The organism is Duganella fentianensis (genome assembly GCF_009857835.1).
Lineage (GTDB): Bacteria > Pseudomonadota > Gammaproteobacteria > Burkholderiales > Burkholderiaceae_D > Rugamonas > Rugamonas fentianensis.
Map to the genome: position 1 here is coordinate 269,828 of NZ_WWCL01000003.1, position 26,679 is coordinate 296,506.

General features: G+C 61.7%; 26 protein-coding genes and 1 tRNA gene. 18 read left to right on the plus strand and 9 right to left on the minus strand.

Going from position 1 to position 26,679, the window contains the following annotated elements; all coding sequences use genetic code 11:
* The first annotated feature begins 29 nt into the window (after positions 1-29).
* The 9 genes from GTP23_RS14250 to GTP23_RS14290 all read left to right on the plus strand — a co-directional run bounded on the left by GTP23_RS14250 (position 30) and on the right by GTP23_RS14290 (position 10,801).
* A complete protein-coding gene (locus GTP23_RS14250; protein WP_161035789.1) occupies positions 30-1,637 on the plus strand; it encodes a carboxyl transferase domain-containing protein in 1,608 nt (535 codons plus the stop codon).
* A gap of 13 nt (positions 1,638-1,650) precedes the next feature.
* Positions 1,651-2,436 (plus strand): enoyl-CoA hydratase/isomerase family protein, encoded by a 786-nt coding sequence (locus GTP23_RS14255; protein ID WP_161035790.1) that lies wholly within the window; start codon positions 1,651-1,653, stop codon positions 2,434-2,436.
* A 27-nt stretch (positions 2,437-2,463) separates the two neighbouring features.
* Positions 2,464-3,792, plus strand: a complete 1,329-nt coding sequence (bioA, locus tag GTP23_RS14260; protein ID WP_161035791.1) for an adenosylmethionine--8-amino-7-oxononanoate transaminase — start codon at positions 2,464-2,466, stop codon at positions 3,790-3,792.
* 2 nt (positions 3,793-3,794) lie between these two features.
* Complete coding sequence (gene bioF / locus GTP23_RS14265) at positions 3,795-4,979, plus strand: 8-amino-7-oxononanoate synthase (RefSeq protein WP_161035792.1); 1,185 nt, start codon at positions 3,795-3,797, stop codon at positions 4,977-4,979.
* A 1-nt stretch (position 4,980) separates the two neighbouring features.
* A complete protein-coding gene (gene bioD / locus GTP23_RS14270) occupies positions 4,981-5,751 on the plus strand; it encodes a dethiobiotin synthase (RefSeq protein WP_161035793.1) in 771 nt (256 codons plus the stop codon).
* A 17-nt stretch (positions 5,752-5,768) separates the two neighbouring features.
* A complete protein-coding gene (gene bioB, locus GTP23_RS14275) occupies positions 5,769-6,818 on the plus strand; it encodes a biotin synthase BioB (RefSeq protein ID WP_161035794.1) in 1,050 nt (349 codons plus the stop codon).
* Positions 6,819-6,900: 82 nt separating this feature from the next.
* Positions 6,901-8,937: an acetyl/propionyl/methylcrotonyl-CoA carboxylase subunit alpha gene (locus GTP23_RS14280; protein ID WP_161035795.1), complete on the plus strand. Its 2,037-nt coding sequence runs from the start codon at positions 6,901-6,903 to the stop codon at positions 8,935-8,937.
* A gap of 9 nt (positions 8,938-8,946) precedes the next feature.
* The gene (locus tag GTP23_RS14285; RefSeq protein WP_161035796.1) at positions 8,947-9,879 is read left to right on the plus strand and encodes a 2-hydroxyacid dehydrogenase; all 933 of its coding nucleotides are present in this window, start codon (positions 8,947-8,949) and stop codon (positions 9,877-9,879) included.
* A 1-nt stretch (position 9,880) separates the two neighbouring features.
* Positions 9,881-10,801 (plus strand): hydroxymethylglutaryl-CoA lyase, encoded by a 921-nt coding sequence (locus GTP23_RS14290; RefSeq protein WP_161035797.1) that lies wholly within the window; start codon positions 9,881-9,883, stop codon positions 10,799-10,801.
* Positions 10,802-10,893: 92 nt separating this feature from the next.
* Here the strand turns inward: GTP23_RS14290 and GTP23_RS14295 are convergent.
* Together GTP23_RS14295 and rsmI are read right to left on the minus strand one after the other, a co-directional pair.
* Positions 10,894-10,970, minus strand: a tRNA-Pro gene (locus GTP23_RS14295).
* A 109-nt stretch (positions 10,971-11,079) separates the two neighbouring features.
* Positions 11,080-11,988 (minus strand): 16S rRNA (cytidine(1402)-2'-O)-methyltransferase, encoded by a 909-nt coding sequence (rsmI, locus tag GTP23_RS14300; RefSeq protein WP_161035798.1) that lies wholly within the window; start codon positions 11,986-11,988, stop codon positions 11,080-11,082.
* Between the two features lie 9 nt (positions 11,989-11,997).
* Here rsmI and GTP23_RS14305 point away from each other — a divergent pair, with 9 nt between their 5' ends.
* Genes GTP23_RS14305 through GTP23_RS14325 form a run of 5 tightly spaced genes read left to right on the plus strand, consistent with a single transcriptional unit; the run spans position 11,998 to position 15,577 of the window.
* Complete coding sequence (locus GTP23_RS14305) at positions 11,998-13,404, plus strand: penicillin-binding protein activator (RefSeq protein ID WP_161035799.1); 1,407 nt, start codon at positions 11,998-12,000, stop codon at positions 13,402-13,404.
* 7 nt (positions 13,405-13,411) lie between these two features.
* The gene (locus GTP23_RS14310; protein ID WP_161035800.1) at positions 13,412-13,762 is read left to right on the plus strand and encodes a YraN family protein; all 351 of its coding nucleotides are present in this window, start codon (positions 13,412-13,414) and stop codon (positions 13,760-13,762) included.
* A 57-nt stretch (positions 13,763-13,819) separates the two neighbouring features.
* On the plus strand, positions 13,820-14,416 hold the full coding sequence (locus tag GTP23_RS14315) for a phosphoheptose isomerase (protein WP_155435650.1): 597 nt from the start codon (positions 13,820-13,822) through the stop codon (positions 14,414-14,416).
* A complete protein-coding gene (locus tag GTP23_RS14320) occupies positions 14,409-15,056 on the plus strand; it encodes a BON domain-containing protein (RefSeq protein ID WP_202412208.1) in 648 nt (215 codons plus the stop codon). The genes GTP23_RS14315 and GTP23_RS14320 overlap by 8 nt, the downstream gene beginning before the upstream one ends.
* Positions 15,057-15,058: 2 nt before the next feature.
* Positions 15,059-15,577 (plus strand): TlpA disulfide reductase family protein, encoded by a 519-nt coding sequence (locus GTP23_RS14325; protein WP_161035801.1) that lies wholly within the window; start codon positions 15,059-15,061, stop codon positions 15,575-15,577.
* A 62-nt stretch (positions 15,578-15,639) separates the two neighbouring features.
* Here GTP23_RS14325 and GTP23_RS14330 read toward each other — a convergent pair whose 3' ends face one another.
* The 6 genes from GTP23_RS14330 to glmS all read right to left on the minus strand — a co-directional run bounded on the left by GTP23_RS14330 (position 15,640) and on the right by glmS (position 22,054).
* Entirely contained in the window at positions 15,640-16,956 is a 1,317-nt protein-coding gene (locus GTP23_RS14330) for a DUF3034 family protein (RefSeq protein ID WP_371866927.1), read from the minus strand.
* A gap of 14 nt (positions 16,957-16,970) precedes the next feature.
* Positions 16,971-17,393, minus strand: coding sequence for a PaaI family thioesterase (locus GTP23_RS14335; RefSeq protein ID WP_161035802.1), 423 nt, complete (start codon positions 17,391-17,393; stop codon positions 16,971-16,973).
* 101 nt (positions 17,394-17,494) lie between these two features.
* Positions 17,495-18,073, minus strand: coding sequence for a TadE/TadG family type IV pilus assembly protein (locus GTP23_RS14340; RefSeq protein ID WP_161035803.1), 579 nt, complete (start codon positions 18,071-18,073; stop codon positions 17,495-17,497).
* A complete protein-coding gene (locus GTP23_RS14345; protein WP_161035804.1) occupies positions 18,074-18,547 on the minus strand; it encodes a TadE/TadG family type IV pilus assembly protein in 474 nt (157 codons plus the stop codon). It lies immediately after the preceding gene.
* Positions 18,544-20,070: a pilus assembly protein TadG-related protein gene (locus GTP23_RS14350; RefSeq protein ID WP_161035805.1), complete on the minus strand. Its 1,527-nt coding sequence runs from the start codon at positions 20,068-20,070 to the stop codon at positions 18,544-18,546. Before GTP23_RS14350 ends, GTP23_RS14345 begins: the two co-directional genes overlap by 4 nt.
* A 154-nt stretch (positions 20,071-20,224) precedes the next feature.
* On the minus strand, positions 20,225-22,054 hold the full coding sequence (gene glmS, locus GTP23_RS14355; RefSeq protein WP_161035806.1) for a glutamine--fructose-6-phosphate transaminase (isomerizing): 1,830 nt from the start codon (positions 22,052-22,054) through the stop codon (positions 20,225-20,227).
* Positions 22,055-22,194: 140 nt separating this feature from the next.
* On the opposite strand from glmS, the gene GTP23_RS14360 reads away from it, so the two are divergent.
* Positions 22,195-22,647, plus strand: coding sequence for an Lrp/AsnC family transcriptional regulator (locus tag GTP23_RS14360; protein WP_155435618.1), 453 nt, complete (start codon positions 22,195-22,197; stop codon positions 22,645-22,647).
* Positions 22,648-23,051: 404 nt separating this feature from the next.
* Here the strand turns inward: GTP23_RS14360 and glmU are convergent, their stop codons facing one another.
* Entirely contained in the window at positions 23,052-24,416 is a 1,365-nt protein-coding gene (gene glmU / locus GTP23_RS14365; protein WP_161035807.1) for a bifunctional UDP-N-acetylglucosamine diphosphorylase/glucosamine-1-phosphate N-acetyltransferase GlmU, read from the minus strand.
* A gap of 42 nt (positions 24,417-24,458) precedes the next feature.
* On the opposite strand from glmU, the gene GTP23_RS14370 reads away from it, so the two are divergent.
* From GTP23_RS14370 to coaD, 3 genes are all read left to right on the plus strand, one after another.
* A complete protein-coding gene (locus GTP23_RS14370; RefSeq protein WP_161035808.1) occupies positions 24,459-25,358 on the plus strand; it encodes a DUF6279 family lipoprotein in 900 nt (299 codons plus the stop codon).
* Between the two features lie 68 nt (positions 25,359-25,426).
* Positions 25,427-26,074, plus strand: coding sequence for a 16S rRNA (guanine(966)-N(2))-methyltransferase RsmD (gene rsmD / locus GTP23_RS14375; protein ID WP_161035809.1), 648 nt, complete (start codon positions 25,427-25,429; stop codon positions 26,072-26,074).
* A gap of 107 nt (positions 26,075-26,181) precedes the next feature.
* A complete protein-coding gene (gene coaD / locus GTP23_RS14380; protein ID WP_155435614.1) occupies positions 26,182-26,673 on the plus strand; it encodes a pantetheine-phosphate adenylyltransferase in 492 nt (163 codons plus the stop codon).
* Positions 26,674-26,679: the final 6 nt, after the last annotated feature.

A 26,679-nucleotide genomic window follows, 5' to 3' on the forward strand; every position in this document is an offset into this window, starting at 1 on the left:
TCGGAGACCACGCGCATAAAGGAAAAGCAATGCCGCAGATCGAAAGCAAACTCAATCCCCGCAGTGAGGACTTCAAGGCCAACGCCGCCGCCATGCAGGCCGTGGTGGACGATTTGCGTGCCAAAGTGGCGCGCATCGCCGAAGGCGGTGGTGCCGCAGCCTGTGCCAAGCATGTGGCACGCGGCAAGCTGCTGCCGCGCGACCGCGTGCAGATGCTGCTCGATCCCGGCACGCCCTTCCTCGAACTGTCGCAGATGGCCGCCTACGGCATGTATGACGACGCCGCACCGGCAGCGGGCATCATCACCGGCATAGGCCGCGTGGCGGGGCAGGAATGCGTGATCGTCTGTAACGACGCCACCGTCAAAGGCGGCACCTACTACCCGATGACGGTGAAAAAGCACCTGCGCGCACAGGAAATCGCCGATCAGAACAACCTGCCGTGCATCTATCTGGTCGATTCGGGCGGTGCCAATCTGCCCAATCAGGATGATGTGTTCCCCGACCGCGACCACTTCGGCCGGATTTTCTACAATCAGGCCAATCTGTCGGCCAAGGGCATACCGCAGATCGCCGTGGTGATGGGTTCCTGCACGGCCGGTGGCGCTTACGTGCCGGCCATGAGCGACGAGTCCATCATCGTCAAGGAGCAGGGCACGATTTTCCTCGGCGGCCCGCCGCTGGTGAAAGCCGCTACCGGCGAAGTGGTGACGGCAGAAGATCTGGGCGGCGGCGATGTGCATACCCGTCTGTCCGGCGTGGCCGACCATCTGGCGCAGAATGATCTGCATGCGCTGTCGCTGGCGCGCACCATCGTCTCGAATCTGAACCGCAGTAAGCCGCAGCAGGGCGCTTTGCGTGCGGCCGAAGAGCCAAAATACCCGACCGAAGAACTGTATGGCGTGATTCCTGTCGATACGCGCAAGCCTTTCGATGTGCGCGAAGTAATCGCCCGCATCGTCGATGGCAGCGAGTTCGATGAATTCAAGGCGCGCTACGGCACCACGCTGATCTGCGGCTTTGCCCACATCTTCGGCATGAAGGTCGGCATCATCGCCAACAACGGCATTCTGTTCTCGGAATCCGCGCTGAAAGGCACCCACTTCATCGAACTATGCGCCCAGCGCAAAATCCCGCTGGTGTTCCTGCAAAATATCACCGGCTTCATGGTGGGCCGCAAGTACGAAAACGAAGGTATCGCCCGCAATGGCGCCAAGATGGTGACGGCTGTGGCCACTGCCGCTGTGCCGAAATTCACCGTGATTATCGGCGGCAGCTTCGGCGCCGGTAACTACGGCATGTGCGGCCGCGCCTTCTCGCCACGCTTCATGTGGATGTGGCCGAATGCGCGCATCTCCGTCATGGGCGGCGATCAGGCCGCGTCCGTGCTGGCCACCGTCAAACGCGACGGCATCGAGAGCAAAGGCGGTAGCTGGAGCGCGGAAGAAGAAGCCGCCTTCAAGCAGCCTATCAAGGAACAGTACGAACATCAGGGCCACCCTTACTACGCTACGGCGCGCCTGTGGGATGATGGTGTGATCGATCCGGCCGACACCCGCATGGTGCTGGGTCTGGGCTTATCCGCAGCACTGAATGCGGAAATCCCCGATACCAAATTCGGCGTATTCCGGATGTAATAGAGGGCTGACCATGACTTACACCACCCTCAATATCAGCCGCGCAGGCCACATTGCCACCGTTACGCTGGACCGTCCCGACGTGCGCAACGCGTTCAACGAACTGACCATCGCAGAGATTACCCGCGCTTTCCGCGAACTGGGTGAGCAGAGCGATCTGCGCGCCATCGTGCTGGCGGCCAATGGCCCCGCCTTCTGCGCCGGTGCAGACCTGAACTGGATGAAGAAAATGGCGGGCTATACGCACGCCGAAAATCAGGCCGATGCACTGCAGCTGGCCGAAATGCTGCGCACTATCTACCTGTGCCCGCACCCGGTAGTGGCGCGTGTGCAGGGCGACTGCTATGCCGGCGGCATGGGCCTGGTAGCGGCCTGCGATATCGTCATCGCCGCCGAACCGGTGCAGTTCTGCCTGAGCGAAGTGCGACTGGGTCTGATCCCTGCCACCATCGCGCCGTATGTGATCAAAGCCATGGGCGAACAGGCGGCACGCCGCTACTTCCTCACGGCCGAGCGTTTCGATGCAGCGCAGGCGCTGCGCCTCGGCTTCGCCCACGAAGTGGTAGCCGTGGAAGCACTGGACGACAAAGTAGCCGAGATCGTCAAAGCGCTAGTGAATAACAGCCCGCACGCCGTGCAGCAAGCCAAAGTGCTGGTGCGCGAAGTGAGCGGGCAAACCGTCAACGATGCACTGCTGGCCGATACGGCCCAGCGCATTGCCCATATCCGCGCTTCGGAACAGGGCCGCGAAGGCGTGGCCTCCTTCCTCGAGAAGCGCAAACCCGCGTGGCTGTTGTAACGCGGTAGAACAGAGTCTGGAGTCGTTTTGGAATTGAATCAACAGAGTGACTGGGTGGCCCGCAGCCTGCGCAGCGTATGGCACCCTTGCACGCAAATGCAGCACCACGAAACCGTTCCCCTGATCCCGGTAAGCCGGGGGCAGGGCGTCTGGCTGTATGACCATCAGGGTAAGCGCTACCTTGATGCCATCAGTTCGTGGTGGGTCAATCTGTTTGGTCATGCCAACCCGCGCATCAACGCGGCGCTCAAGCAGCAGCTCGATACACTGGAACACGCCATGCTGGCCGGCTTTACCCACGAACCGGTGATTGAGCTGTCGGAAAAACTGTCGGCGCTGACTGGCCATGTGCTCGGCCACAGCTTCTACGCCAGCGATGGTGCATCGGCCGTGGAAATCGCCCTGAAAATGAGCTTCCATTCGTGGCGCAACCGCGGCCATAGCGCCAAGCAGGAATTCGTCTGCCTCAAAGGCAGCTACCACGGCGAGACCATAGGCGCGCTAGCCGTCACCGATGTGGCGCTGTTCAAGGATGCCTACGGCCCGCTGCTGCGCGCCTCGCAAACGGTGATGTCACCCGATGCTCGTCAGGCCACAGAAGGCGAAACGGCTGCCGATGTGGCGCGCCGCGCGGCTGCCGACGTGGAGCGCCTGTTCATGGAAAAGAGCGATCGCATCGCCGCCATCATCATCGAGCCGCTGGTGCAGTGCGCGACCGGCATGGCCATGCACGATCCGCTGTATCTGCAACTGGTGCGCGAACTGTGCGACCGCTATTCCGTGCACCTGATCCTCGACGAAATCGCCGTTGGCTGCGGCCGCACCGGCACTTTCTTCGCCTGCCAGCAGGCAGGCATCTGGCCCGACTTCCTGTGCCTGTCAAAAGGCATCAGCGGCGGCTATCTGCCGCTCTCGCTGGTACTCACGCGCGACGAAATCTATCAGGCGTTCTACAGCAGCGATGTGACGCGCGGCTTCCTGCATTCGCACTCGTACACGGGCAATCCGCTGGCCTGCCGCGCAGCGCTGGCCACGCTGCAGATTTTCGAAGAAGACGATGTGCTGCGCACCAACTGCATCAAGGCGGAGCGCCTGACCGCGGCCTTGCAGCCACTGGCCCAGCATGACAAAGTGCGTAACTTCCGCCAGCGCGGCATGATCTGGGCCTTCGATGCCATCGATGCAGCACCGGATTTCTCGCGCCGCTTCTTTGCCACCGCCGTCGAGCACGAACTGCTGATGCGCCCTATCGGCGCCAGCGTCTACATGATGCCGCCGTATGTACTGAGCGACGAAGAAATCGACACGCTGGCCAACAATACGCTGACCGTGTTCAATCAGGTCATGGCGGGGTAGGCATGCAACTACTCCAGCAACTTAGCCAGCAACTGCAGACGCTGGATCAGCATAATCTGATCCGCCAGCGCCGCACGGTGGACTCGCCCTGCGGCCCGCGCGTGCAGGTGGACGGGCGCGAACTGCTGGCATTCTGCAGCAACGACTATCTGAGTCTGGCCAACCATCCGGCCATCAAGCAGGCCTTGCAGGAAGGCGTAGAACTGTATGGCGCCGGTAGCGGCGCTTCGCATCTGATCAGCGGCCATGGCCGCGCCCATGTGCAGCTGGAAGAACGGCTGGCCGCCTTCGTCGGCGACCATCTGGAAGCGCCACGCGCGCTGACTTTCTGCACCGGCTACATGGCCAATCTGGCCATCATCACGGGGCTGACGGTCGCCGATCCCGACGCTGCCATCTTCTCCGAGTCGCTCAACCACGCTTCGCTGATCGACGGTGCACGGCTGTCGCGCAAACGGGTGCAAGTCTATCCGCACGCCGATCTGGCCGCGCTCAGGCAACTGCTGGCTGATTCCAACGCCGCCACCAAAGTGGTGGTGACGGACAGCGTATTCAGCATGGATGGCGATCTGGCTCCGCTGCCGCAATTGCTGGCACTGTGCGAGCAGTACGGCGCATGGCTGGTGGTGGATGACGCGCATGGCTTCGGCACGCTCGGTGCGCGCGGCCACGGTGCGCTCGAACACTTCGATCTGCGCTCGCCGTATCTGGTCTACATGGGCACGCTGGGCAAAGCTGCCGGCGTCTCGGGCGCTTTTGTCGCTGCCCACGAAACCGTGATCGAAACGCTGATCCAGAAAGCCCGTCCCTACATCTTCACTACGGCCACGCCGCCAGCACTGGCGCACGCTCTGCTGACCAGCCTCGCTCTGCTGGAGGGTGATGAAGGCGTGGCACGCCGCGCCCACCTGCAAAGCCTGATCGCCCAGCTGGATAGCGGCCTGCAACTGCAGCGCTGGCAGCGTATGCCATCCAGCACCGCCATCCAGCCCATCGTGATCGGCGATAATGCTGAAACCATGCAGGCTGGCGCCGCTCTGTACCAGCAGGGGCTGTGGCTGGGCACGATCCGCCCGCCCACCGTGCCAGCCGGTACGGCGCGTCTGCGCGCGACGCTGTGTGCAGGCCATACCAGCGCCGATGTAGAACAACTGATAGTCGCGCTCAACGCGCTCGAAAGGACTTGAGATGAGTCTCGATGATCCGCTAATCGCCCAACCGCAAACCCAGACCCAGCCCGCTGCTGCTAGTCTACCGCCCCGCTTTAGCTGCTTCGTCACGGGCACGGATACGGAAATCGGCAAGACCCTGATTTCCTCGGCCATGCTGCATGCGCTGGTGGAGCGCGGCGTGCGCGCCTGCGGCATGAAGCCGATTGCCGCTGGTGCGGAACTGCGCGACGGCGTATGGCATAACGACGATTGCGACCAGCTGGCCGCCGCCGGCAATGTGCACCTACCGCAGTCCATCACCACGCCCTTCCTGCTGGAGGAACCGGCTGCGCCGCACATCGCCGCCGCGCTGGAAGGCAAGACCATCACCGCCGTGCCTATCCTGGCCGCATTCGTGGAAATCAATGCCGCCTCAGACGCCACCGTGGTGGAAGGCGTGGGTGGCTTCCGCGTGCCGCTGAATGACGATTTCGATACAGCCGATCTGGCCGCGCAACTGGAGCTCCCAGTCGTACTGGTGGTCGGTCTGCGCCTAGGCTGCATCAGCCACGCGCTGCTGACGGTGGAAGCCATCGCCGCGCGCGGGCTCAAGCTGGTTGGCTGGGTCGCCAATGAAACCGTGGCCGACATGGCTTTTGCCGATGAAAACGTAGCAGCTCTGCAGCAGCGCATCGAAGCTCCGCTGCTGGGCCGCGTGCCCCGTCTGGCCGAACCGACTGCGCAGGCAGCAGCGGCCCATCTCGATTTTACGCAGCTGCCCAACTGGCCAGCTCACACCAAACTCTGAAACTAGAAGGAAACACGATGTCCCAGAACACCCTGCAAGAACCTAAGACCGTCGAGCTGCACCGTCCTGCTGCCGCCATCAAGCTGCCGGAAGCAGCCACCTGGCCACTGGACGAAGTGATGGCCCTGTTCGATCTGCCGTTCACCGAGCTGATGGCGCGCGCTCAGGATACCCATCGTGCCAACTTCCCCGATGGCGATGTGGAACTGGCTACCCTGCTGTCGATCAAGACGGGCGGCTGCGAAGAAGATTGCGGCTACTGCCCGCAGGCGGCGCGCTACGACACGGGCGTGGAAGCGAAAAAAATCCTCGACATCGACACCGTGCTGGAAGCAGCCCGTCAGGCCAAGGACAACGGTGCCACCCGTTTCTGCATGGGCGCCGCATGGCGTAGCCCGAAAGACCGCGACATGGACAAGGTCGAAGAAATGGTGCGCGAAGTGAAAGCGCTGGGCATGGAAACCTGCGCCACGCTGGGCATGCTGGAAGAACAGCAGGCCCAGCGCCTGAAAGACGCCGGCCTCGATTACTACAACCACAATCTGGACACGGCGCCCGAGTTCTACGACAACGTCATCTCCACCCGCGAATATCAGGACCGTCTGGACACGCTGGGCCGCATCCGCGAAGTCGGTCTGAAAGTCTGCTGTGGCGGCATCGTCGGCATGGGTGAAACCCGCTTGCAGCGCGCTGGTCTGATCGCCCAGCTGGCCAACCTGAATCCATATCCGGAATCAGTACCGGTCAACCATCTGGTACAGGTCGAAGGCACGCCGCTGCACGGCCTCGATCCGCTCGATCCCTTCGAATTCGTGCGCACCATCGCCGTAGCCCGTATCACCATGCCGAAAGCGCGCGTGCGTCTGTCCGCAGGCCGCCGCCAGATGGGCGAAGCGGTGCAGGCCATGTGCTTCCTCGCTGGCGCCAACTCGATCTTCTACGGCGACAAGCTGCTGACCACCGACAATCCGGAAGCCGACGACGACCGCAAGCTGCTGGCCAAACTGGGCCTGAAAACCCGCGGCACGGTACTGGAATCGGCACCGAAGGAAAAGTGCGGCTGCTAAGCAGCGCTAGCCGCTATCCGCACCGACGTCTATCGCACCACAATAAAAAAACTTCCAGCCATAAGCTGCAAAGAGAGAGACCATGTTCACAAAAATACTGATCGCAAACCGGGGTGAAATCGCCTGCCGTGTGGCCGCTACTGCGCGCCGCATGGGCATCAAGACTGTCGCCGTGTATTCCGAAGCGGATGCCAATGCCAAGCACGTCGCCGTGTGCGACGAAGCTGTGCTGATCGGCCCTGCCGCTGCCAAGGAAAGCTATCTGCGCGCCGACAAGATCATCGAAGTGGCCAGGGCCACCGGTGCCCAGGCCATCCACCCCGGCTATGGTTTCCTCTCCGAGAACGCGGAATTCGCCGACGCCTGCGCGGAAGCGGGGCTGGTGTTCATTGGCCCGCCGGCTTCGGCTATGCGCGCCATGGGTTCCAAATCGGCCGCCAAGTCGCTGATGGAAAAAGCCAATGTGCCGCTGGTGCCCGGCTACCACGGCGACCAGCAGGATGCCGAGTTCCTGCACACGCAGGCTGACCGCATCGGCTATCCCGTGCTGCTGAAAGCTTCCGCTGGCGGCGGCGGCAAAGGCATGCGCGTAATCGAAAGCTCGGAGCAGTTCAAGGACGCGCTGGCCTCGTGCAAGCGCGAAGCGATCAGTTCCTTCGGCGACGACAAGGTGCTGGCTGAGAAATATCTGCAGCGCCCGCGCCATATCGAAATTCAGGTGTTTGCCGACACGCTCGGTAACTGCATCTACCTGTTCGAGCGCGATTGCTCGGTACAGCGCCGCCACCAGAAAGTACTAGAAGAAGCGCCAGCGCCGAACATGACGGCCGAACGCCGCGCCGCCATGGGCGAAGCCGCCGTGGCAGCCGCCAAGGCAGTGGGCTATGTGGGCGCTGGTACGGTGGAATTCATCGCCAATCAAGATGGTTCGTTCTACTTCATGGAAATGAACACCCGCCTGCAGGTGGAGCATCCGGTAACGGAAATGATCACCGGCACCGATCTGGTGGAATGGCAGTTGCGCGTGGCCGCTGGCGAAGCGCTGCCGAAGAAACAGGACGAGCTAACCATCCACGGTCACGCTATCGAAGCCCGTATCTATGCCGAGAATCCCGAGAAGGGCTTCCTGCCGTCGATCGGCACGCTGCGCCACATGCAGACCCCAGCCGCCGTCAGCTTCGAGCTCGGTGGCACGGCGTTCGAGCCGGCTGCTGTGCGGGTCGATTCCGGTGTGCGTAGCGGCGATGCGATTTCGCCGTTCTACGATCCGATGATCGCCAAGCTGATCGTCTGGGGTGCCGACCGCAAACAGGCGCTGGCCCGTATGGCGCAGGCGCTGGCGCAGTACCAGATCGTCGGTCTGGCTACCAATATCGCCTTCCTCAAACGTCTGGTGGAAGGGCAGGCTTTCTCCACCGCCGATCTGGATACGGGGCTGATCGAGCGTCACCACGCCAGCCTGTTCCCTGCTGCGGCAGCAGCACCAGCCAGTGTGCTGGCACTGGCCGCCGTGGCGCTGATCGAAGCGGAGAAGGAAGTCTCGGCTGCCCAGTCGGGCGCCAATGCCGCCGATCCGTGGGGTCAGGCGCTGGGCTGGCGCATGAATCAGGCTTATCTGCGCAAGCTGTCGTTCAGCGACGAATTCAGCGCAGAGCAGCCCTACTGCGTGGGCGTGCGCTACCGCGCGCACGACTGGCTGTTTGGTGTGGGCGAGGCCGAGCCGCAAGTTCTGAGCCTGATGTCGCAGCAGGGCTGCGATTTCAGCATCAAACTCGGTGATCTGGCCGTGCATGGCAGCGTGCGGCGCGATGGCGAGTTGCTGCATGTGTTCTGCAACGGCGCCCACTATCCGCTCCACTATCATGATCCGATGGCTCACGCGGGCGAAAGCGAAGCAGAAGGCGGCCGCCTGACGGCGCCTATGCCGGGCAAGGTGGTGGCCGTAATGGCCAGCGCCGGCCAGAGTGTGAAGAAGGGCGATGCGCTGGTGATCATGGAAGCGATGAAGATGGAACACACCATCGCTGCGCCGCACGACGGCGTGGTGGAAGAAGTGCTGTACGGTGTGGGCGATCAGGTAGCCGACGGCGCACCGCTGCTGGCATTCAAAACGGCTTAAGGAGTAGGTATGCGGATTCTTTTGCATCGCGCGGACGGCAACACGGGGCCATGGATAGAAGACTTTGCCCGCCATCTGCCGGAAGCACGGGTGGAAGTGTGGAGCGAGGAACATAGTCAGGGACCGTACGACTACGCCGTAGTGTGGTCGCCACCGCAGGCCATGCTGGCGCAACTGGCACAGGTCAAGGCGATTTTCCTTACCGGCGCCGGTGTCGATGCGCTGATGCGCTACAACGACGAGATCCCTGCCCACATACCCGTGATCCGGCTGGAAGACGCGGGTATGGCTGCGCAGATGGCCGAATACGTAAGCTACGCTGTGCTGCGCTACTTCCGCCGTCTGGATGAATACGAAGCGCAGTCGCGCGCCGGTGTCTGGCAGCCGCTGGCGCAGCATGAGCGTGCCGATTTCAGCGTCGGTGTGCTGGGCATGGGCGTACTTGGTAGCCGCGTGCTGGAAGCGCTGAAAACCTTCGGCTTCCCCCTGCGCGGCTGGAGCCGCGGCCCGAAACAGATGGATGGTGTGGAATGCTTCCACGGCATGGATGGTCTGGACGCCTTCCTGCGCGGTAGCCGCGTGCTGGTCTGCATGCTGCCGCTAACACCGGAAACCAGCAACCTGCTGGACCGCAGCAATATGAGCAAGCTGCCCGCTGGCGCCTACCTGATCAACGTGGCACGCGGTGCTCACGTGGCCGAACCGGATCTGCTCACGCTGATCAAGTCCGGCCATATCAGCGCTGCCACGCTGGATGTGTTCCGCAACGAACCGCTGCCGCAGCAGCATCCGTTCTGGCAGGAGCCACGCATTACCATCACGCCGCATATTTCCGCGCTGACGCTGCGAGGCGAAAGCATTGCGCAGATGGCGGACAAGATACGCGCACTCGGTGCCGGCCAGAGCGTGGCCGGTGTGGTCGACCGTAGCAAGGGGTACTGATATGAACTCGAATAGCAACCTGCCCAAGCAGGTCAAAATCGTCGAAGTAGGGCCGCGCGATGGCCTGCAGAACGAGAAGGAAAACGTACCGGCCGACGTCAAGATCGAGCTGGTCAACCGCCTCACCAGCGCCGGTTTCCGCAATATCGAAGCGGCGTCCTTCGTGTCGCCCAAGTGGGTGCCGCAGATGGCCACCAGCGCCGAAGTCATGGCCGCTATCGAACGCCGCCCCGGCGTGATCTATTCCGCGCTGACGCCGAACATGCAGGGCTTCGAAGCAGCACTGGCCGCCAAGGCTGACGAAGTGGTGATTTTCGGTTCCGCTTCGGAAGCGTTCTCGCAAAAAAATATCAACTGCTCGATCGCCGAATCCATCGCCCGTTTCGAAAGCGTGGCCAAGGCCGCCAAGGATAACGGTCTGCGCCTACGCGGTAGTATCAGCTGCGCTTTCGGCTGCCCGTATCAGGGCGAAGTGCCGCTGTCCGCAGTGGCCGATGTGGTGGGGCGCATGCGCGATCTGGGCTGCGACGAAATCGACATTGCCGACACCATCGGTGTGGCTACGCCGCGCAAGACGCAGGCGGTGATGGAAGCAGCGATCCGCGCCTTCCGTATCGATGGCCTGTCCGGCCACTTCCACGATACCTACGGTCAGGCGCTGGCCAACATCTACGCCAGTCTGGAAGTGGGCATTGCGATTTTCCACTCGTCCGTCACGGGTCTGGGCGGCTGCCCGTACGCCAAGGGCGCCACCGGCAACGTGGCCACGGAGGACGTGCTGTACATGATGCAGGGGCTGGGTATTGAAACGGGTATCGATCTGGACATCGTGGTCGATGCGGGCCAGTACATTGCCCAGTTCCTCGGCCGTAAAGGCAATAGCCGAGCGGGCAACGCGATTGCCGCCAAACGCATCAGCTAGAAAGATCGCGCGGCCTGCGGGCCGCGCAGTCACTGCACAGATAAAAAAAAAGACTCAGGAGCCGAAACTCTTGAGTCTTTTTTCTTGAATCTTGGTCGGAGTACAAGGATTCGAACCTTGGACCCCCTGGTCCCAAACCAGGTGCGCTACCGGGCTGCGCCACACTCCGAAGAAGCAAGATAATACAAGCTACCGCGCTCCTCGTCAAGTGTCTCTATGAAAATCTGTATTGCTGGCATAGCCGCGCGAACCGGCTATGCAGCACCAGCCCTGCCTGATCAGGCTTCGTCCTTGAGTTGCAAGGCGCGTTCGTACAGCGCATTTTTTTTGCGCCCCGTAATCTGGGCGGCCAGATTGGCCGCCTGCTTGACGGGACATTCGGCCAGCAGAATCTTCAGGATGCGCTCGGCCTCGGCATCGTTTTCCTCGTCCGCCGCAGGCGCGCCTTCCAGCAGCACGACGAACTCGCCTTTTTCGCGATGTCCGTCCGCCTTCAGCCACGCGACGGCCTCGGACAGCGGACAGCGGTGGATTTCTTCGAACATCTTGGTCAGCTCGCGCGCAAACACCACCTGCCGTTCCGGCTCGAACACGGCGGCCAGCGCACTGGCGCAATCAAGGATGCGGTGCGGCGCTTCATAGAACACCATGGTGGCCGTGACGGAACGCAGCGTGGTGAGGAAGTTCTCGCGCTGCTTGGCTTTGGCGGGCAGAAAGCCGACAAAATAGAACTGGTCATTCACCAGACCACTGGCCGACAGCGCCGTGACCGCCGCCGAAGCGCCGGGCAGGGGCAGCACGCGCAGACCGGCAGCACGCACGGCATCGACGATGCGCGCACCGGGATCGGACACGGCCGGCGTGCCGGCGTCGGACACCAGCGCGATGCGTTCACCGGCCTGCAGACGGGCGATCAGCGTCTCGGCCACTTCGCGCTCGTTGTGCTGGTGCGCCGCGATCAAGGGCTGGTGCAGGCCGAAGCGCGTCATCAGCTGGGCCGTGTTGCGAGTGTCTTCGCAGGCCACAGCATTGACCAGACTCAAAACGTGTAGCGCGCGCAGACTAATATCGGTCACATTGCCGATCGGCGTCGCCACCACGTACAGGGTTGCGCTAGGATAGGTCTGGTGTGCCATTTCGCCCATCACGGGCAGGTTGGCAATGGAGCTGGTGGCTTGAGCAGTCATGGAGGTCGGATGAAAAGAATGAAGTGGTGGCAGTTCAGCATCGTCGCGGCGCTACTGAGCGCCTGCAGCACGCCGTTCTGCAACGCGCCCGGTGGATTGTGCGCGCCCAGCCAGGCAAATACAAGTGCTGTGCCGGCGCCGGTGGTGGCTAGCCCTGCGCCAGCGGCCATCCCGGCGCCGCCGGCTGCAGCCGAAGCGGAGCCGGAAGCACAGGCTGCCGAAGTCTTCGCCGTCCAGTTGCCGCCACCGGCGCCCAGCACTGGCACTGGCACTGGCACCAATCCATCCTACATTTCGGCTCCGCCAGCCGGCAACGATGCGGCACCGCGCGCGTGGGCCGACGCTGCTACCAGTGCCGACAACAGCGGCACCTCCACTGCCAGCACGAAGTCAGGCCCGCTCTTGCGCATCGCCCTGCTGCTGCCCCTGCAGACGGAAGCACTGGCGCAGGCCGCCGCCGCCGTGCGCGATGGCGTACAGGCAGCATGGGACCGCGAACCCGACAACATCACCCTCACCGCCATCGCCACCAGCGACGTGCCGCAGGACGTGTTGTACAGCTATGCCCACGCCGTGCAGCAATACGACGTGGTGATCGGCCCGCTGTCGCGCGCGGCGGTGGGCACGCTGGCCGAAAGCGTGCTGGTGACCAAACCCACCATCGCCCTCAATTATCCGGAAGGGCATAGCAGAGCCAGCCAGCTGCCACCGCTGATGCTGGCCATGGGCCTGTCGCTGGAAGACGAGGCACGCCAGCTGGCGCGCCGCGCCCTGCAGGACGGTGTGAAGGCCAGCGCCAGCATAGTCAGCACCACCACGGCATGGCAGCGCCGCGTGGCCAGCGCGTTTGCCGACCAGTGGCAGGATGACGGCAAGGTGGCCAATATCGAGGAGCTGGGTACGCCCGAGGGCGAGCTGGGCGAGACCGAAATCCTGCAATGGTATGCCCGCCTGCGGACCGAACGTCCGGGCCTGCTGTTCTCCGCCATGGGCGCCGAACAGACCCGCCACGTACTGGCCGTGCTGGCCGATGCCGATGCAGCGCAAGCCGATCCCGTGCTGCCACGGCTACGCCTGTATGGCACTTCGGCGCTGAATAATGGCACCGCACTGCCCGCCCTGAACGGACTGCGCCTGCTCGATCTGCCATGGTCGCTGCAGCCCGACCATGCGGCCGTGATGAGTTATCCCCATCCGGCCAGCGCCATCGGGCCTGATCTGGAGCGGCTGTATGCGCTGGGCATCGACGCCTACCGCGTGGCGCGCGCCATCGGCCGCCAGCCGGACGGGGTGATCCGTCTGGACGGCGTGACGGGTCAGCTCAGGGTGGACTTCGGCCATGGTCCGGCGCGCTTCGAGCGGCATGAAGCCGCGGCCGAATTCCGCAACGGCCAGCCGCAGGTGCTGATTCCTTAGGCAGCGTATGGCCAGCACCCTGCAACAGCGGCTGGGCCAGCAAGGCGAGGACAGGGCGCTGGCCTACTTGCAGCAGCAGGGGCTGCGTCTGCTCGAGCGCAATTTCCGCTGCAAGCTGGGCGAGCTCGATCTGATCATGCAGCACGGCGCGGCGCTGGTATTTGTCGAAGTACGCCAGCGCGCCAGTGCCCGCTACGGCGGGGCGGCCGCCAGCGTCACCCCGGCCAAGCAGCGCCGGCTGCTGCGCGCGGCCCAGTACTTTCTGCTACGCTATGCCGAACCGCCGCCATGCCGCTTCGATCTGCTCGCTATCGACGGGGAAAACTTGTCTTGGATGCAAAACGTGCTCGAAATGTAAGCATTTTTTTCAGCACTTGTCCGGCGTTCTGAACGCCTGCACTATAATCAGCACACTATGAATAATCAACGCATCCTCTCGCACTTCCACGAAAGTGCCGAAATTAAAATCCAGTCTGCCACTGTGCTGGCGCCCCATATCGCTCAGGCCATCGAGCTGATGTTTTCGGCGTTGTCGAATGGCAATAAGATTCTCGTCTGCGGCAATGGCGGCTCTGCGGCCGATGCCCAGCACTTCGCTGCCGAACTGGTAGGCCGCTTCGAACGCGAGCGCTTCCCCCTGCCGGCACTGGCGCTGACCACCGATACCTCCATCCTGACGGCGGTGGCCAACGATTACAGCTACCGCGAAATCTTCTCGAAGCAGGTACAGGCTTTCGGTCAGGCTGGCGACATCCTGCTGGCACTGTCCACCTCGGGCAATTCGGCCAACGTGATGGCCGCCATCGAAGCGGCGCTGGAACGCGAAATGCGCGTGGTGGCGCTGACCGGCAAAGGCGGCGGCGCCATCGGCAAAATGCTGACCGATGCCGACGTGCACATCTGCGTACCGGCCGACCGTACGGCACGCATCCAGGAAGTGCATCTGGTAACCATACACTGCATTTGCGACGGCATCGACGTCGCCCTATTCGGAGGAGATGTGAATGAGTAAGTCGTCCGCCATCTGGCAAACCCTACGCCGGCCGCTGGCCATGAGCCTGCTGTGCGCCGGTCTGGTCAGCTCGCTGTCGGGTTGCGTCGCGCTGGTCGCGGGCGGTGCCATCTCCGGCACGCTGGCCGCCACCGACCGCCGCACTTTCGGTGCCCAGACGGAAGACCGCGCCATCGAAGTCAAAGGCGGCATCAAGCTCAGTAACGTGATCGGCTCGGCCGGCCACATCAACATCAACTCCTTCAACCGCCGCGCCCTGCTGACGGGTGAAGTGCGCGATGACGCCACCCGTGCCCAGGCCGAGCGCGAAGTGGCCGGCATCGAAGGCGTGATTTCGGTGATCAACGAACTGGAAGTGGCCGGCAGCTCGAGCTTCTCCTCGCGCTCGAACGACACCATGATTACCACCAAGGTCAAAGCCAGCCTGATCGACCGCAAGGATATTTCGGCCAACGCCTTCCAGGTGGTGACCGAGCGCGGCAACGTGTATCTGCAAGGCCGTGTGACCCAGCGCGAAGGCCAGATCGCTGCCGATATCGCCCGTGGCGTGAGCGGCGTGGCCAAAGTAGTGAAAGTCTTCGAGTACATCACCGAAGAAGAATGGAAATCGTTCCAGCCTCGTCCAGCTAGCAACTCCTGATCATGTCCACCTCTCTAGCTTCCAAGGGCTGGTTCAAGCCCGTACTGGCCGCCGTCGTACTGGCGCTGGCCGGTGCCGGCACCTACGTCAGCCTGAACAAACGTCCTGCCGCACCGCAGGTGGCTTTTGTCAGCATCAAGGGCGAGAAGATCGCACCCGAGAGCCTGAAGGGCAAGGTGGTGATGGTCAATTTCTGGGCCACTTCCTGCACCACCTGCGTGGCTGAAATGCCGAAGATGGTCGAGACCTATAACAAGTTCAAGGATCAGGGTCTGGAGTTCGTGGCCGTGGCCATGAGCTACGATCCGCCTAACTACGTGCTGAACTACGCGGAAACGCGCGCACTGCCGTTCAAGGTGGCGCTCGATGCGGATGGCTCGGCCGCCCGCGCCTACGGCAACGTGGCCATGACCCCGACCACCTTCGTGATCGGCAAAGATGGCACCATCCTCAAGCGCTATCTGGGTGAACCGGATTTCGCTGCCCTGCACAAGCTGCTGGAAGAATCTCTGCACGGCTAAGCCCTGTGCAGAGCAGCACGGCCAGCGCTACGCTGGCCGTTTTTTTTGCGCTGGCGCCGACCTCAGAAACCGACTTGCGCCGACAGATAGGCGCCGCGCTGCCGCTTGGGATTGAAGGTGGTGATGTCCCCCAGCACGGCATAGGCCGCCGTCAGCGACAGGTTTTTGCCGGGGAACCAGGCCACAAACACATCGTAATACGCTTTTTCATGATCGATGCCGAGGTTATGCGGCTTGCGGCGGTATTCCGCGCCGATGGCCAGCTTGCGGTCGGGCAGATAAGCCACAGAAAACTCCGGCATCAGCCGCATGCGGTTGCCCTGATCGCCCCCGAAGCCCAGCAGCCCCATCTGGTTGGCGCGGGTAGCGCGCAGGGTGGCATTCAATAGCAGGCTGTGCTCCAGCATCAGCCTGGTCGCAGCCAGATAGTAGTCGTAGCCATGATCGTCGCGGGCGCCCAGCTGCGGCAGCTTGCTTACGCCGAGCGCAGCTAGCCCGTCCAGACGCTGATGGCGCTTGTACAGGATGCCGGCCGCCAGCTGCGGCATGGCGCTATCCTGATCATAGACCACATCACCAGCCAGCTTCACTTTGACACCGACTATCTGCTGGCGGATATCGAGCTTATCCAGCGGGGCCAGACTGCCTTTGAATTGCTGATCGGCCAGCGAAATTTCCAGCCGGTCGGCAATGCCCACGGCCACGCCGTAGCTGGCCAGCTGGTAATCCTGCGTGCTCAGGTAGGTGTAATGGGCATTGGCGCCCCAGCTATCGCGCGTGCCATAGCCGCTGATCAGCGCCCACGGCACAATGCCGCCGCCACCGGCGCCTTCCACCTGTATCACGCCGCCCGTGGCCAGCAGCTTGCCCATGTCGGGCGTAGCCGAAGCAGCGCGCGCGGTGACGATGTCGCGCTGCATGGGCGCCAGCTTGGCCACCAGACGAAACGCTGCACCTTGCGCCACACCTTGCTGCTGCAGGGCGATCAGCAAATCTTCGGCCAGCGCGTTGAACATGGCATCGCTGATTTTCAGATCCTGATGCACGCTGCTCATATCGCGTACCGTGCCCGCCCCGTCCATGGTTCTGTCGCGATATTTGCCCGTGTAGCGGCAGGGGCCGCCGCTGAGTTCGCAGAATTGTTCCTGCAGGCGCAGGTTCAGCTGGTCGAGATCGAAATCCGCGAAGTTGTCCTTGATGCGGCCATCTGCCAGTACCAGCGGCAAAAAGGTGTCGACCACCTGCCGGATCCCCTGCTGGCCACCGAGCGCACGGTACAGGCTATCGTCTGCGGCGGCAGGCTGGGCCAGAGCCAGCGTAGTCGTCAGCGCGCTAGCCAGCAGCAGGCTCAGCCCGCTACAACGGGACAGTGATCGCATAGCTGGCCTCTGGCTTATTTTGGATACAGTATCATCTGCGTGCAGCGGAACAGCGCCATGGTTTTGCCTGTCGCCTGATTCACCACGGTGGCATCCCACACCTGCGTGGTGCGGCCCAGATGTACCACTTTGGCCGTCGCCACCACCACACCATCACGCGCCGTACCCAGATGGTTGGACTTGAGTTCTATGGTGGTGAAATTCTCTGCCCCGGCCGGCAAATGCGCCACGCAGGCATAGCCGCAGACGGTATCGGCCAGCGTGACCACACTGCCCGCATGCAGAAAACCATTGGGCGCCAGATGCTGCTGGGCTACCTGGAACTGGCCCACCACTACACCTTCGCTCACGCCGGTAATGGTTATGCCCAGATGACCGGGCAGCGTAGCCTGTCCCAGTTGATTGAAAAACTCAGGGGAAAATTTATTGATATCCATCCGCTGCTTTCAGAGTGACTAGGCAGAGCCCGATAGACACGATGATAGCAAGATGTAGCACGACCCGCGCAGCGCGAGAAAATTTGCCCCGGCCCTACGCCCTAGAGTGGCGAAGCCATGTAGCCTAGTCCGTCTGCCTTGACGATGGTGGTCGCCGTGGTCAGCATTATGTTCAGCTGCACCCACGGAAAAATACTATCGAGCGCGACGGGCTGACAGGACTCCGTATCCGCCACATCGCACAGGCGCACGCGCACAAACTGCACACACTGCGTACTGTAGGGATCGGCCATGCAGGCCACGCGATTGGCCGCCGGCGATGCAGGCAGCAAAGCCATGGGCAGCAGGCTGAGCGCGCCGTCTGCCGCTCGGGAAATACTCAGGTAATCGATGCGTACATGGGCATCGCTGATCGGCGCAGCAAATCCCAGAACACCGGGGCTGCTACGGAACACGGCATTCTGGCGGATTTGCTGGAGCGCGGCGGCGTCGTTGAAATCCGTTTTTGCGGCCGCCGCAGCGGCGCGCCGGCTCACTTCCTGCACCGTGTTGAATGCATACAGGCCCTGAGCGACCGCCAGCAAACCAAACAGCAGCAGCAGGAATACGCCCAGCACCAGCGCAAATTCCACTGCCAGTGTGCCGTGCTGGTACTGCTGGCTCTGTGACCGGTACCGCATTTACTGCCCCACGTACAACATCGTTACATATGCCTGCAGCAGCAACGGTTCTTCGCCCAGAAATGCCGCGCTAAACGGGGCAAACAACTCATCCGCCACCCGCATCTGCACCATGACCCTGACCTTGTCCGGCAAAGCCAGACCAGTACAGCTAAACGGCAGACAATCAACTACCACCGCTATCACCGCCGGCCCGGGATGCAAGCCTGCTGTCTCCTGCTGGGCTATATTCTGTGCCAATAATAGGGCTGGCACTTGCGCATAGCCCGTCACCTGCATACGCATTTCTCGCCGCGACACGGTGGACAGATAGCGTGCGGCATCATGGGCTGCCTTGTGTGCAGCACTGTAATACGTAAAATAGCGGCCAAAGTACACCATCCCCGCCAGAAACAGCAGCATCAGAGGCAGGATCAAGACCATTTCCAGCGTCGCGATACCACGCTGAGCAGGTGCGGGACGACGCCAGCTCATTGCAGTATCTCCAGCATGCCGCCCAGCGTCTGTTCGGCGGCTATGCCGGCAAATTCGGCATACAAATGGCTGCTATCGGCCGGTACCGTCATGAAGAATTTCCCTACCGCCAGCACGGTTGCGGCGCTAATCCCCGTTGCAGGTATAGGACAGCGCAGCAAAGCCACATTCAGTATGCGCCGGCCGCGCAGACCAGTGGAGCTGGCTGAAGGCGGGGCAAAAAAATTGCCGCTGGTGGCCTGATAGGGCGTTGCCGTCGTACCGGAAGGGTAGGCCGCCGTCTTCAGGCCGGGCGCGCCGCCGCCACTATTCACCGGATACAGCAACGCCCAGTTCGCCTGACTTGCCGTAAACGGGGTATAGCCGCTGGCCGGCTCCGCTTCGCCCGGCACATAGGCGCTGAACGGCACGGCCCGGGCATAGCTCCACAGCGGGCCATATTTATCCGGCCCCGTATTCGCTGGCAGCGTGGCGGGATCAGCATACGTCCACAGTGCTTCGCTGCTGCCCGACGGAGTAGCGGGATAGCTCACCGCTGCCTGCGCGCTGAGGGCCGGGACGCTGACGTTCATCCATGACGCCGCAGTGTTGAAGAATGTGCTGACGCTATAGGCTTTGATGTTCGCGTCGGGCGGGGCGGTCGTGGCATTGCAGGGCGCCGTATATTGCCCGAAACGCGAATTGAGCTGGGCATATAGCGCAGCCAGGGGAAACGGCCCCTGCACGGTCAGCGTGCCGCCTGTTACGCGGGCCATGGCCAGCGTACCGCTGCAGACGAAGGGTTTGATGGTATCGAGTGCAAAGTCGTCCGGCATACCATTGCTGCCGGGCGCGGCGATAGGATCGATCAGATAGTGCACTCCGGCGCCGTCCGTATCGGCCGGATCGAGCTTCATCAGATCATAGCTGATGCCTCGGCGGAAGCCATATTGCACCAGCTCCGTGCCCCGTGCTGCCGCGCTCTGGGGCGACATGGCGCATATGCCCATGGGCAGTACATTGATGGAGGCCGGACCGGCGACGCTAGGTGCTCCCACCGGCACCAGTGCCAGTGTGGCCGAAAGCGCGCGCAGAAAAACGGTAGGAAACTCGGTCAGGGCCGTATCAAGCTGGAATGGATCGACTTTTACGTAAGCCAGGCCCTGAGGGGCACTGGCGGCCGCGGACGCATCCAGCCATGGCCCATGGGCGGTGGCGGCAAAGCTGAGGGCCGCCGCATTCCAGCTGGCCTGAGTGCGGCCATACTGGTAACGCACCCCGTCGCTACTGCTCAACCTTTCACTGGCCGCCGCCAGTGCCGCACTGACGCCGCTGCTACTGCCATTGAGCTGCCGCGCCGCCGCCAGCGCCAGCGCTTCCGTCAGGCTCTGGACCTCGGCACGCCGGTTGAACAGCTGCCCCGCCTCCAGCGCCAGTCCCGCTATTCCCACCAGTACCATCAGCACGGCGACGAACAGCACGACCACCGCGCCACGCTGATAAGCGTGCAGGCCAGGGCCTGCTCCGGGTCCGATTATGCGCATATCCCGCTCCCCTTGCCGGTACCGGTCGCCGCTACCGAAGTTGCTATCAGGAGAGATTTTAGGCAGGCAAGACTTTGCGTTCTTGCGTATGCGCAATGGCTAGCGTATCAGCCGCCCCGTCGAAGGGCGGCTGCACCCCACATCCGCAACGGGCTTATTCCACCGTGACGGATTTGGCCAGATTACGTGGCTTGTCCACGTCCGTGCCACGCGCCAGCGCGGCATGGTAGGCCAGCAACTGCAGCGATACCACGTGCAGGATAGGCGACAGCAGGCCATAGTGTTCCGGCAGACGGATCACATGCAGGCCCTCACCCGAAGTGATACGCGAATCCACGTCGGCAAACACATACAGCTGGCCGCCACGGGCACGCACTTCCTGCATATTCGATTTGAGCTTCTCGATCAGGGTGTCGTTAGGCGCAATGGTCACCACCGGCATTTCTTCCGTAACCAGTGCCAGCGGGCCGTGCTTCAGTTCACCAGCCGGATAGGCTTCTGCGTGGATGTAGGAAATCTCTTTCAGCTTGAGCGCACCTTCCAGCGCGATCGGGTAGTGCATGCCGCGGCCGAGGAACAGGGCATTCTCTTTACGGGCGAAATCTTCTGCCCATGCCATGATCTGCGGCTCCAGCGCCAGCACCGAGGAAATGGCGACAGGCAGGTGGCGCATGGCTTTCAGGTGGGCAGCCTCGTCGGCATCGCTGAGCAGGCCATTGACTTGCGCCAGCGACAGCGTCAGCAGGAACAGCGCAGCCAGCTGGGTGGTAAACGCCTTGGTAGAAGCCACGCCCACTTCGACACCGGCGCGGGTAATGTAAGCCAGTTTGCATTCACGCACCATGGCGCTGGTGGCCACGTTGCAGATGGTCAGAGTATGTTCCATGCCCAGACTGCGGGCATGTTTCAGCGCGGCCAGGGTATCAGCCGTTTCGCCACTTTGCGAAATCGTCACCACCAGCGTATTCGGGTGCGGCACGCTGTCGCGGTAACGGTATTCGCTGGCGATTTCCACATTGACGGGTATCTTGGCAACCGATTCTATCCAGTACTTGGCCGTCAGACCGGAGTAATAGCTGGTGCCGCAAGCGAGGATCAGCACGCGGTCTATCTGTTTGAAGACATTGTAGGCACCGTCGCCAAACAGCTCGGGCATGATGCCCGTTACGCCCTCCAGCGTATCGCCGATCACGCGCGGCTGCTCGAAGATTTCTTTCTGCATGTAGTGGCGGTAGGGGCCCAGCTCGGCCGCGCCCGTATGGGCATGCACGGTTTTCACTTCGCGCTCGACCGGTTTGCCGGCGCTATCGACGACCCAGATGCGGCCCAGCTGCAGGTCGACCACATCGCCTTCTTCCAGATAGATGATCTGGTCGGTGGTGCCGGCCAGCGCCATGGCATCCGATGCGACAAAATTCTCGCCTTGGCCCAGACCGACGATCAGCGGCGAACCCTGACGGGCAGCCACTACGCGGTGCGGTTCTTCGCGGGCAAACACGGCAATGGCGTAAGCGCCATGCAGACGCTTGACGGCTTGCTGCACGGTATCGAACAGGTCGCCGTTGTACATGTGGTCGACCAGGTGGGCAATCACTTCCGTATCGGTCTGGCTCTGGAATACATAGCCCAGTGCGACCAGTTCCGCGCGCAGTTCATCGTGGTTTTCGATAATGCCGTTGTGGACCAGTGCAATGCGGGCCTGTTCCGTGCTTGGCGAGAAGTGCGGGTGCGCATTGTGCGAGGCTGGCGCACCATGAGTCGCCCAGCGGGTGTGGGCGATGCCGGTGAAGCCGTGCATGCCGGCTTCGTCGATCTGCTTTTCCAGATCGGCCACGCGCGAGGTGCTGCGCGAACGCTGCAGCTGGCCATCCAGATGCAGGGCCACGCCGCAAGAGTCATAGCCGCGGTATTCCAGGCGCTTCAGGCCTTCGATCAGGATAGGGGTGATGTTACGTTGCGCAACTGCGCCGACGATGCCGCACATAGAAAACCTCGACTAGGAAAAGGAATCGTCATGCTAGTTCAGCCGTTATGAAATATGCTTTCTATTTCATGTATATTGTGGAATATTATTTCACCAAGCAATACACGTGAAATATTCTTTCATTTTGATGGAAAAAATTTATGGATGAGATAGATCGTCGCATATTGAACGCGCTTCAGATTGACGCGTCGCAAACCAACGCCGAGCTGGCGCAAGCCGTCCACGTTTCTGCCCCGACCTGTTTGCGGCGCGTGAAGCAATTGACGGAAAGCGGCTTGATCCAGCGACAGGTGGCCATCATCGCGCCGGAGAAGGTGGGGCCCAGCCTGACAGCCATCGTCGAAATTTCGCTGGATAATCAGGCCGCTGAACGCATGAGCGAATTCGAAGCCCATGTTGCCGATGAAAGCGCAGTCCTGCAGTGCTACCGCGTGGCCCCGGGGCCGGATTTCGTGCTGATCGTGCAAGTCAGCGATATGCCGGCCTACCATGCGCTAGCGCATCGCCTGTTCACTGCCCACCGCAATGTACGCAATGTCAAAGCGTATTTTTCTACGCTGCGCAGCAAATTCGAGACCCGCATTCTGCTCTGACAGTTTATCCCCCGCCTATCCCATGCTTATACCCGTGCTTACGCACAGGTTTATACACAGGCAACGATAGGCGGGGAGAGTTTTCCCATCTTTCCCACCGCTTATCCGCATGCTATACAGAGGCTTATACCCAGCCTTATCCACAGGAAAAACTTATCCTGTTTAACTCACAGTGTTTTCAACAGCCTTATCCACAAAAGCTGGAAAAGCGCCTGAATCCGTGTTGCGGAAACCCTTACAGTTTCCAAGCGCTTTACTTGTCCACACTTTATCCCGTGCTTATCCGTCAGCTAATCACCTGATATACGCAGGCTTCTCCACACGCTTATCCACAATGCGTGATCCGCCCGCCCCAAAAAAAAAGGCCGGGACTGATCCCGGCCTGGCTAGACGCACATGAGTGCCTATTTCGGCTTCTTCACTGGACGGCTCCAGTTCTCTATCGTCACCTGGCGTGGACGGGAAATGGTCAGCTTGCCTGCCGGCGCATCCTTGCTCAAGGTGGTGCCGGCCCCCAGCGTAGCGCCTTTACCCACCGTTACGGGCGCGATCAGCTGGCTGTCGCTGCCGATGAACGCATCGTCCTCGATCACGGTACGGAACTTATTGGCGCCATCGTAATTGCAGGTAATCGTGCCGGCGCCGATATTCACCCGCGAGCCCACGGTGGCATCACCGATATAGGCCAGATGGTTGGCCTTGCTATGTGCGGCCACCTGGCCATTTTTGATTTCGACGAAGTTACCCACGTGGACGTCTTCCGCCAGCACCGTGCCGGGACGCAGACGCGCATACGGGCCGATGATGGAAACCGGGCCCACCACGGCTTCTTCGATATGACAGAAAGGCTTGATCTGGGCTCCCGCTTCGATGCGGGCATTGACCAGCACGCTGTGCGCGCCCACCTGCACGCCGTCAGCCAGTTCCACCGTGCCTTCGAATACGCAACCGACATCGATCACCACGTCACGACCACAGACCAGCTCGCCACGAACGTCGATCCGGGCCGGATCCATCAGCGTCACGCCCTGTTCCAGCAAGCGCAGGGCGATATTGCCCTGATGAATGCGCTCGAGCTCGGCCAGTTGCACCTTGCTGTTCACGCCGGCCACTTCCCACTGGGCCGACGGCTGGGCCGCCACCACGGGTACGCCATCGGCCACCGCCATGGCGACGATATCGGTCAGGTAGTACTCGCCCTGCGCATTGTTATTCTTCAGTGCGCCCAGCCATTGCTTGAGGCGGAGCGTCGGCACCACCATGATGCCGCTGTTGATTTCCTTGATGGCACGTTCGGCTTCGGTCGCATCTTTCTGCTCGACGATGCGTTTGATTTCGCCGTTTTCGCGCACGATACGGCCCAGACCAAACGGATCGTCCTGCACCACCGTCAGTATCCCCAGCTTGTCGTGGCCAGCCACATCGATCAGGCGCTGCAGCGAAGCTGCCGTGGTCAGCGGCACGTCGCCATACAGGATCAGGGTAGGGGCTTGATCATCGAGCTCGGGCAGGGCTTGCATCACTGCATGGCCTGTACCCAGCTGCGGCTCCTGCAGCGCCGTCGCGACTTTTTCCGGCTGCCTGGCCAGCATTTCCAGTACGGCTGCGCCACCGTGACCGTAAATCACGCATAATCGGCTGGCCGCGAGGGTGCGCGCCGTATCGAGTACATGCGACAACAGCGGCTTGCCTGCCAGCGGATGCAAAACTTTCGGCAAAGCGGACTGCATGCGCTTGCCCATGCCTGCTGCAAGTATCACTACGTTCATAGGTGCCAGTTCAAGAAGAGTTAATCAATACGAAAGTTTAACATGGCCTTTCCTGCTTCCCGAGCACTCTGGCGTTACGCCTGTGGATTACTGCTGCTGCTGGCGCTGGGCGCCTGCAGCTCGCTGCGGCTGGCCTACAACCACGGCGATACCCTGATCTACTGGTGGCTGGATGGCTACGTCGATCTGGACCGCGAACAGAAAAGCTGGGTCAAAAAGGATATCGATCAGCTATTCCAGTGGCACCGCAGTACCCAGTTGCAGGATTACGCGCTGCTACTGCAAAGCAGCCAGCAGCAGCACCTGAATAATCCCACCGATACGGCGCGGCTGCGCGCCAGCTGGGGCGAAGTGCGCCAGCGCAGCCGCGTGCTGATGCTGCATGTGGTGCCGCAGCTGGCCGACCTGCTGCGCTCGCTGCGGCCGGAACAGATCACGGCGCTGGAGAAAAAATTCGCCGCCAACAATACCGAATACCGGCAGAAGTACATGAAGGGCGACACCGAAACCCAGCAGAAAGTGCGCTACCAGCAGGCGCTGGACCAGTTCGAGCTGTGGTTTGGCGACTTCAGCCGGGCCCAGGAAGCACAAATCCGCCGCTACTCCGATCAGCGTCCGCTGATCAATGCTCTGATACTGGAAGACCGCATACGGCGCCAGCAGGAAATCGTGGCGCTGGCCCGTAAAGTCCAGAAAGAAAAGCCCGACCGCGACACCACCATGGAATGGCTGCGCCAGCAGATCAATACCACCTTCCAGCACATGGAGAGCGGCGCCCGCGCGCCCGAATTCGACGATTACGAAGAAGCCACGGCGCAAATGGTATTCAACGTGATCCAGCTCGCCACACCGGCGCAGAAAACCCATGCCAGCCACAAGATCCAGGGCTGGATACACGACCTGCGGCTGCTGGCGCAGGAAGGCCAGAGCGGCAGTCCCTGAGGCCCCGTATGTTATAGTCGCGCCTGACAAACAATCACCTGCGTATCACCAGCGCAAGCACCTGCATCATGCCTAGAAAGCCCGCCAGCAAGCCCGCCAAACCAGCCAAAGTCCCCGTCCATGGCCCGCAGCATAGCCATCAGGTACGCATCATCGGCGGTAGCTGGAAACGCACGCCCCTGCCCGTACTCAGTGCTTCCGGCCTGCGTCCGACCCCGGACCGCGTGCGCGAAACCGTGTTCAACTGGATCAACCACCAGCGCGATGCCAATTGGAGCAACGCACAGGTACTCGATCTGTTTGCCGGCAGCGGGGCGCTGGGCTTCGAAGCGGCCAGCCGCGGCGCCCAGAGCGTCACCATGGTCGATACCGTCGTCCCGGTGATACAGCAGCTGGAAGCCATCAAGCAGAAACTCAAGGCCGAGAATGTCCAGATCATGCGGGGCGATGCACTGGCTGTGGCCCAGTCGGCCGCCAGCCGCGGCCAGCGCTATGATCTGATTTTCCTAGATCCGCCTTACCAGCAGAGCTTCATCGAACGCGCTCTGCCGCTGTGCAGCAAACTGCTGGAACAGGATGGACTGGTGTATGCTGAATCGGGCATAGCGCTGGAATTTGCCGACGACGCCACACCGGAATGGATGGCCGGCTGGGAAGTTATCCGCGCCGATAAAGCGGGCATGGTGCATTTCCATTTACTAAAACGCAAGGTTTAAGGACGGCGCCCGCCATAAACCGGCCGCCGAACTGCCCCAAATGTAGGCAGACGGCATTTTTCAGGCATAATGGCGCGTTCTAAATTGGTGCACTGCAAGGAGCCGACATGGTCGTAGCTGTTTATCCGGGAACTTTTGATCCGCTGACCCGTGGTCACGAGGATCTGGTGCGTCGCGCATCGGGTCTGTTCGACACGCTGGTGGTCGGGGTGGCCGATAGCCAGAGCAAAAAGCCCTTCTTTACGCTGGAAGAACGCCTGACCATCGCCAACGAAGTGCTGGGCCATTATCCGAATGTGAAAGTGCAGGGCTTTTCCGGCCTGCTGAAAGATTTCGTGCGCGAACATGATGCGCGCGTGATCGTACGGGGCCTGCGCGCCGTGTCCGACTTCGAATACGAGTTCCAGATGGCGGGCATGAACCGCTACCTGCTGCCCGATGTCGAAACCATGTTCCTGACCCCGTCGGACCAGTATCAATTTATCTCCGGCACCATCGTGCGCGAAATTGCCGTGCTCGGTGGCGACGTCTCCAAATTTGTTTTCCCTTCGGTCGACCGCTGGCTGCAAAAGAAAATTGCCGCCACCCGTGACCAGTAAGCAGCG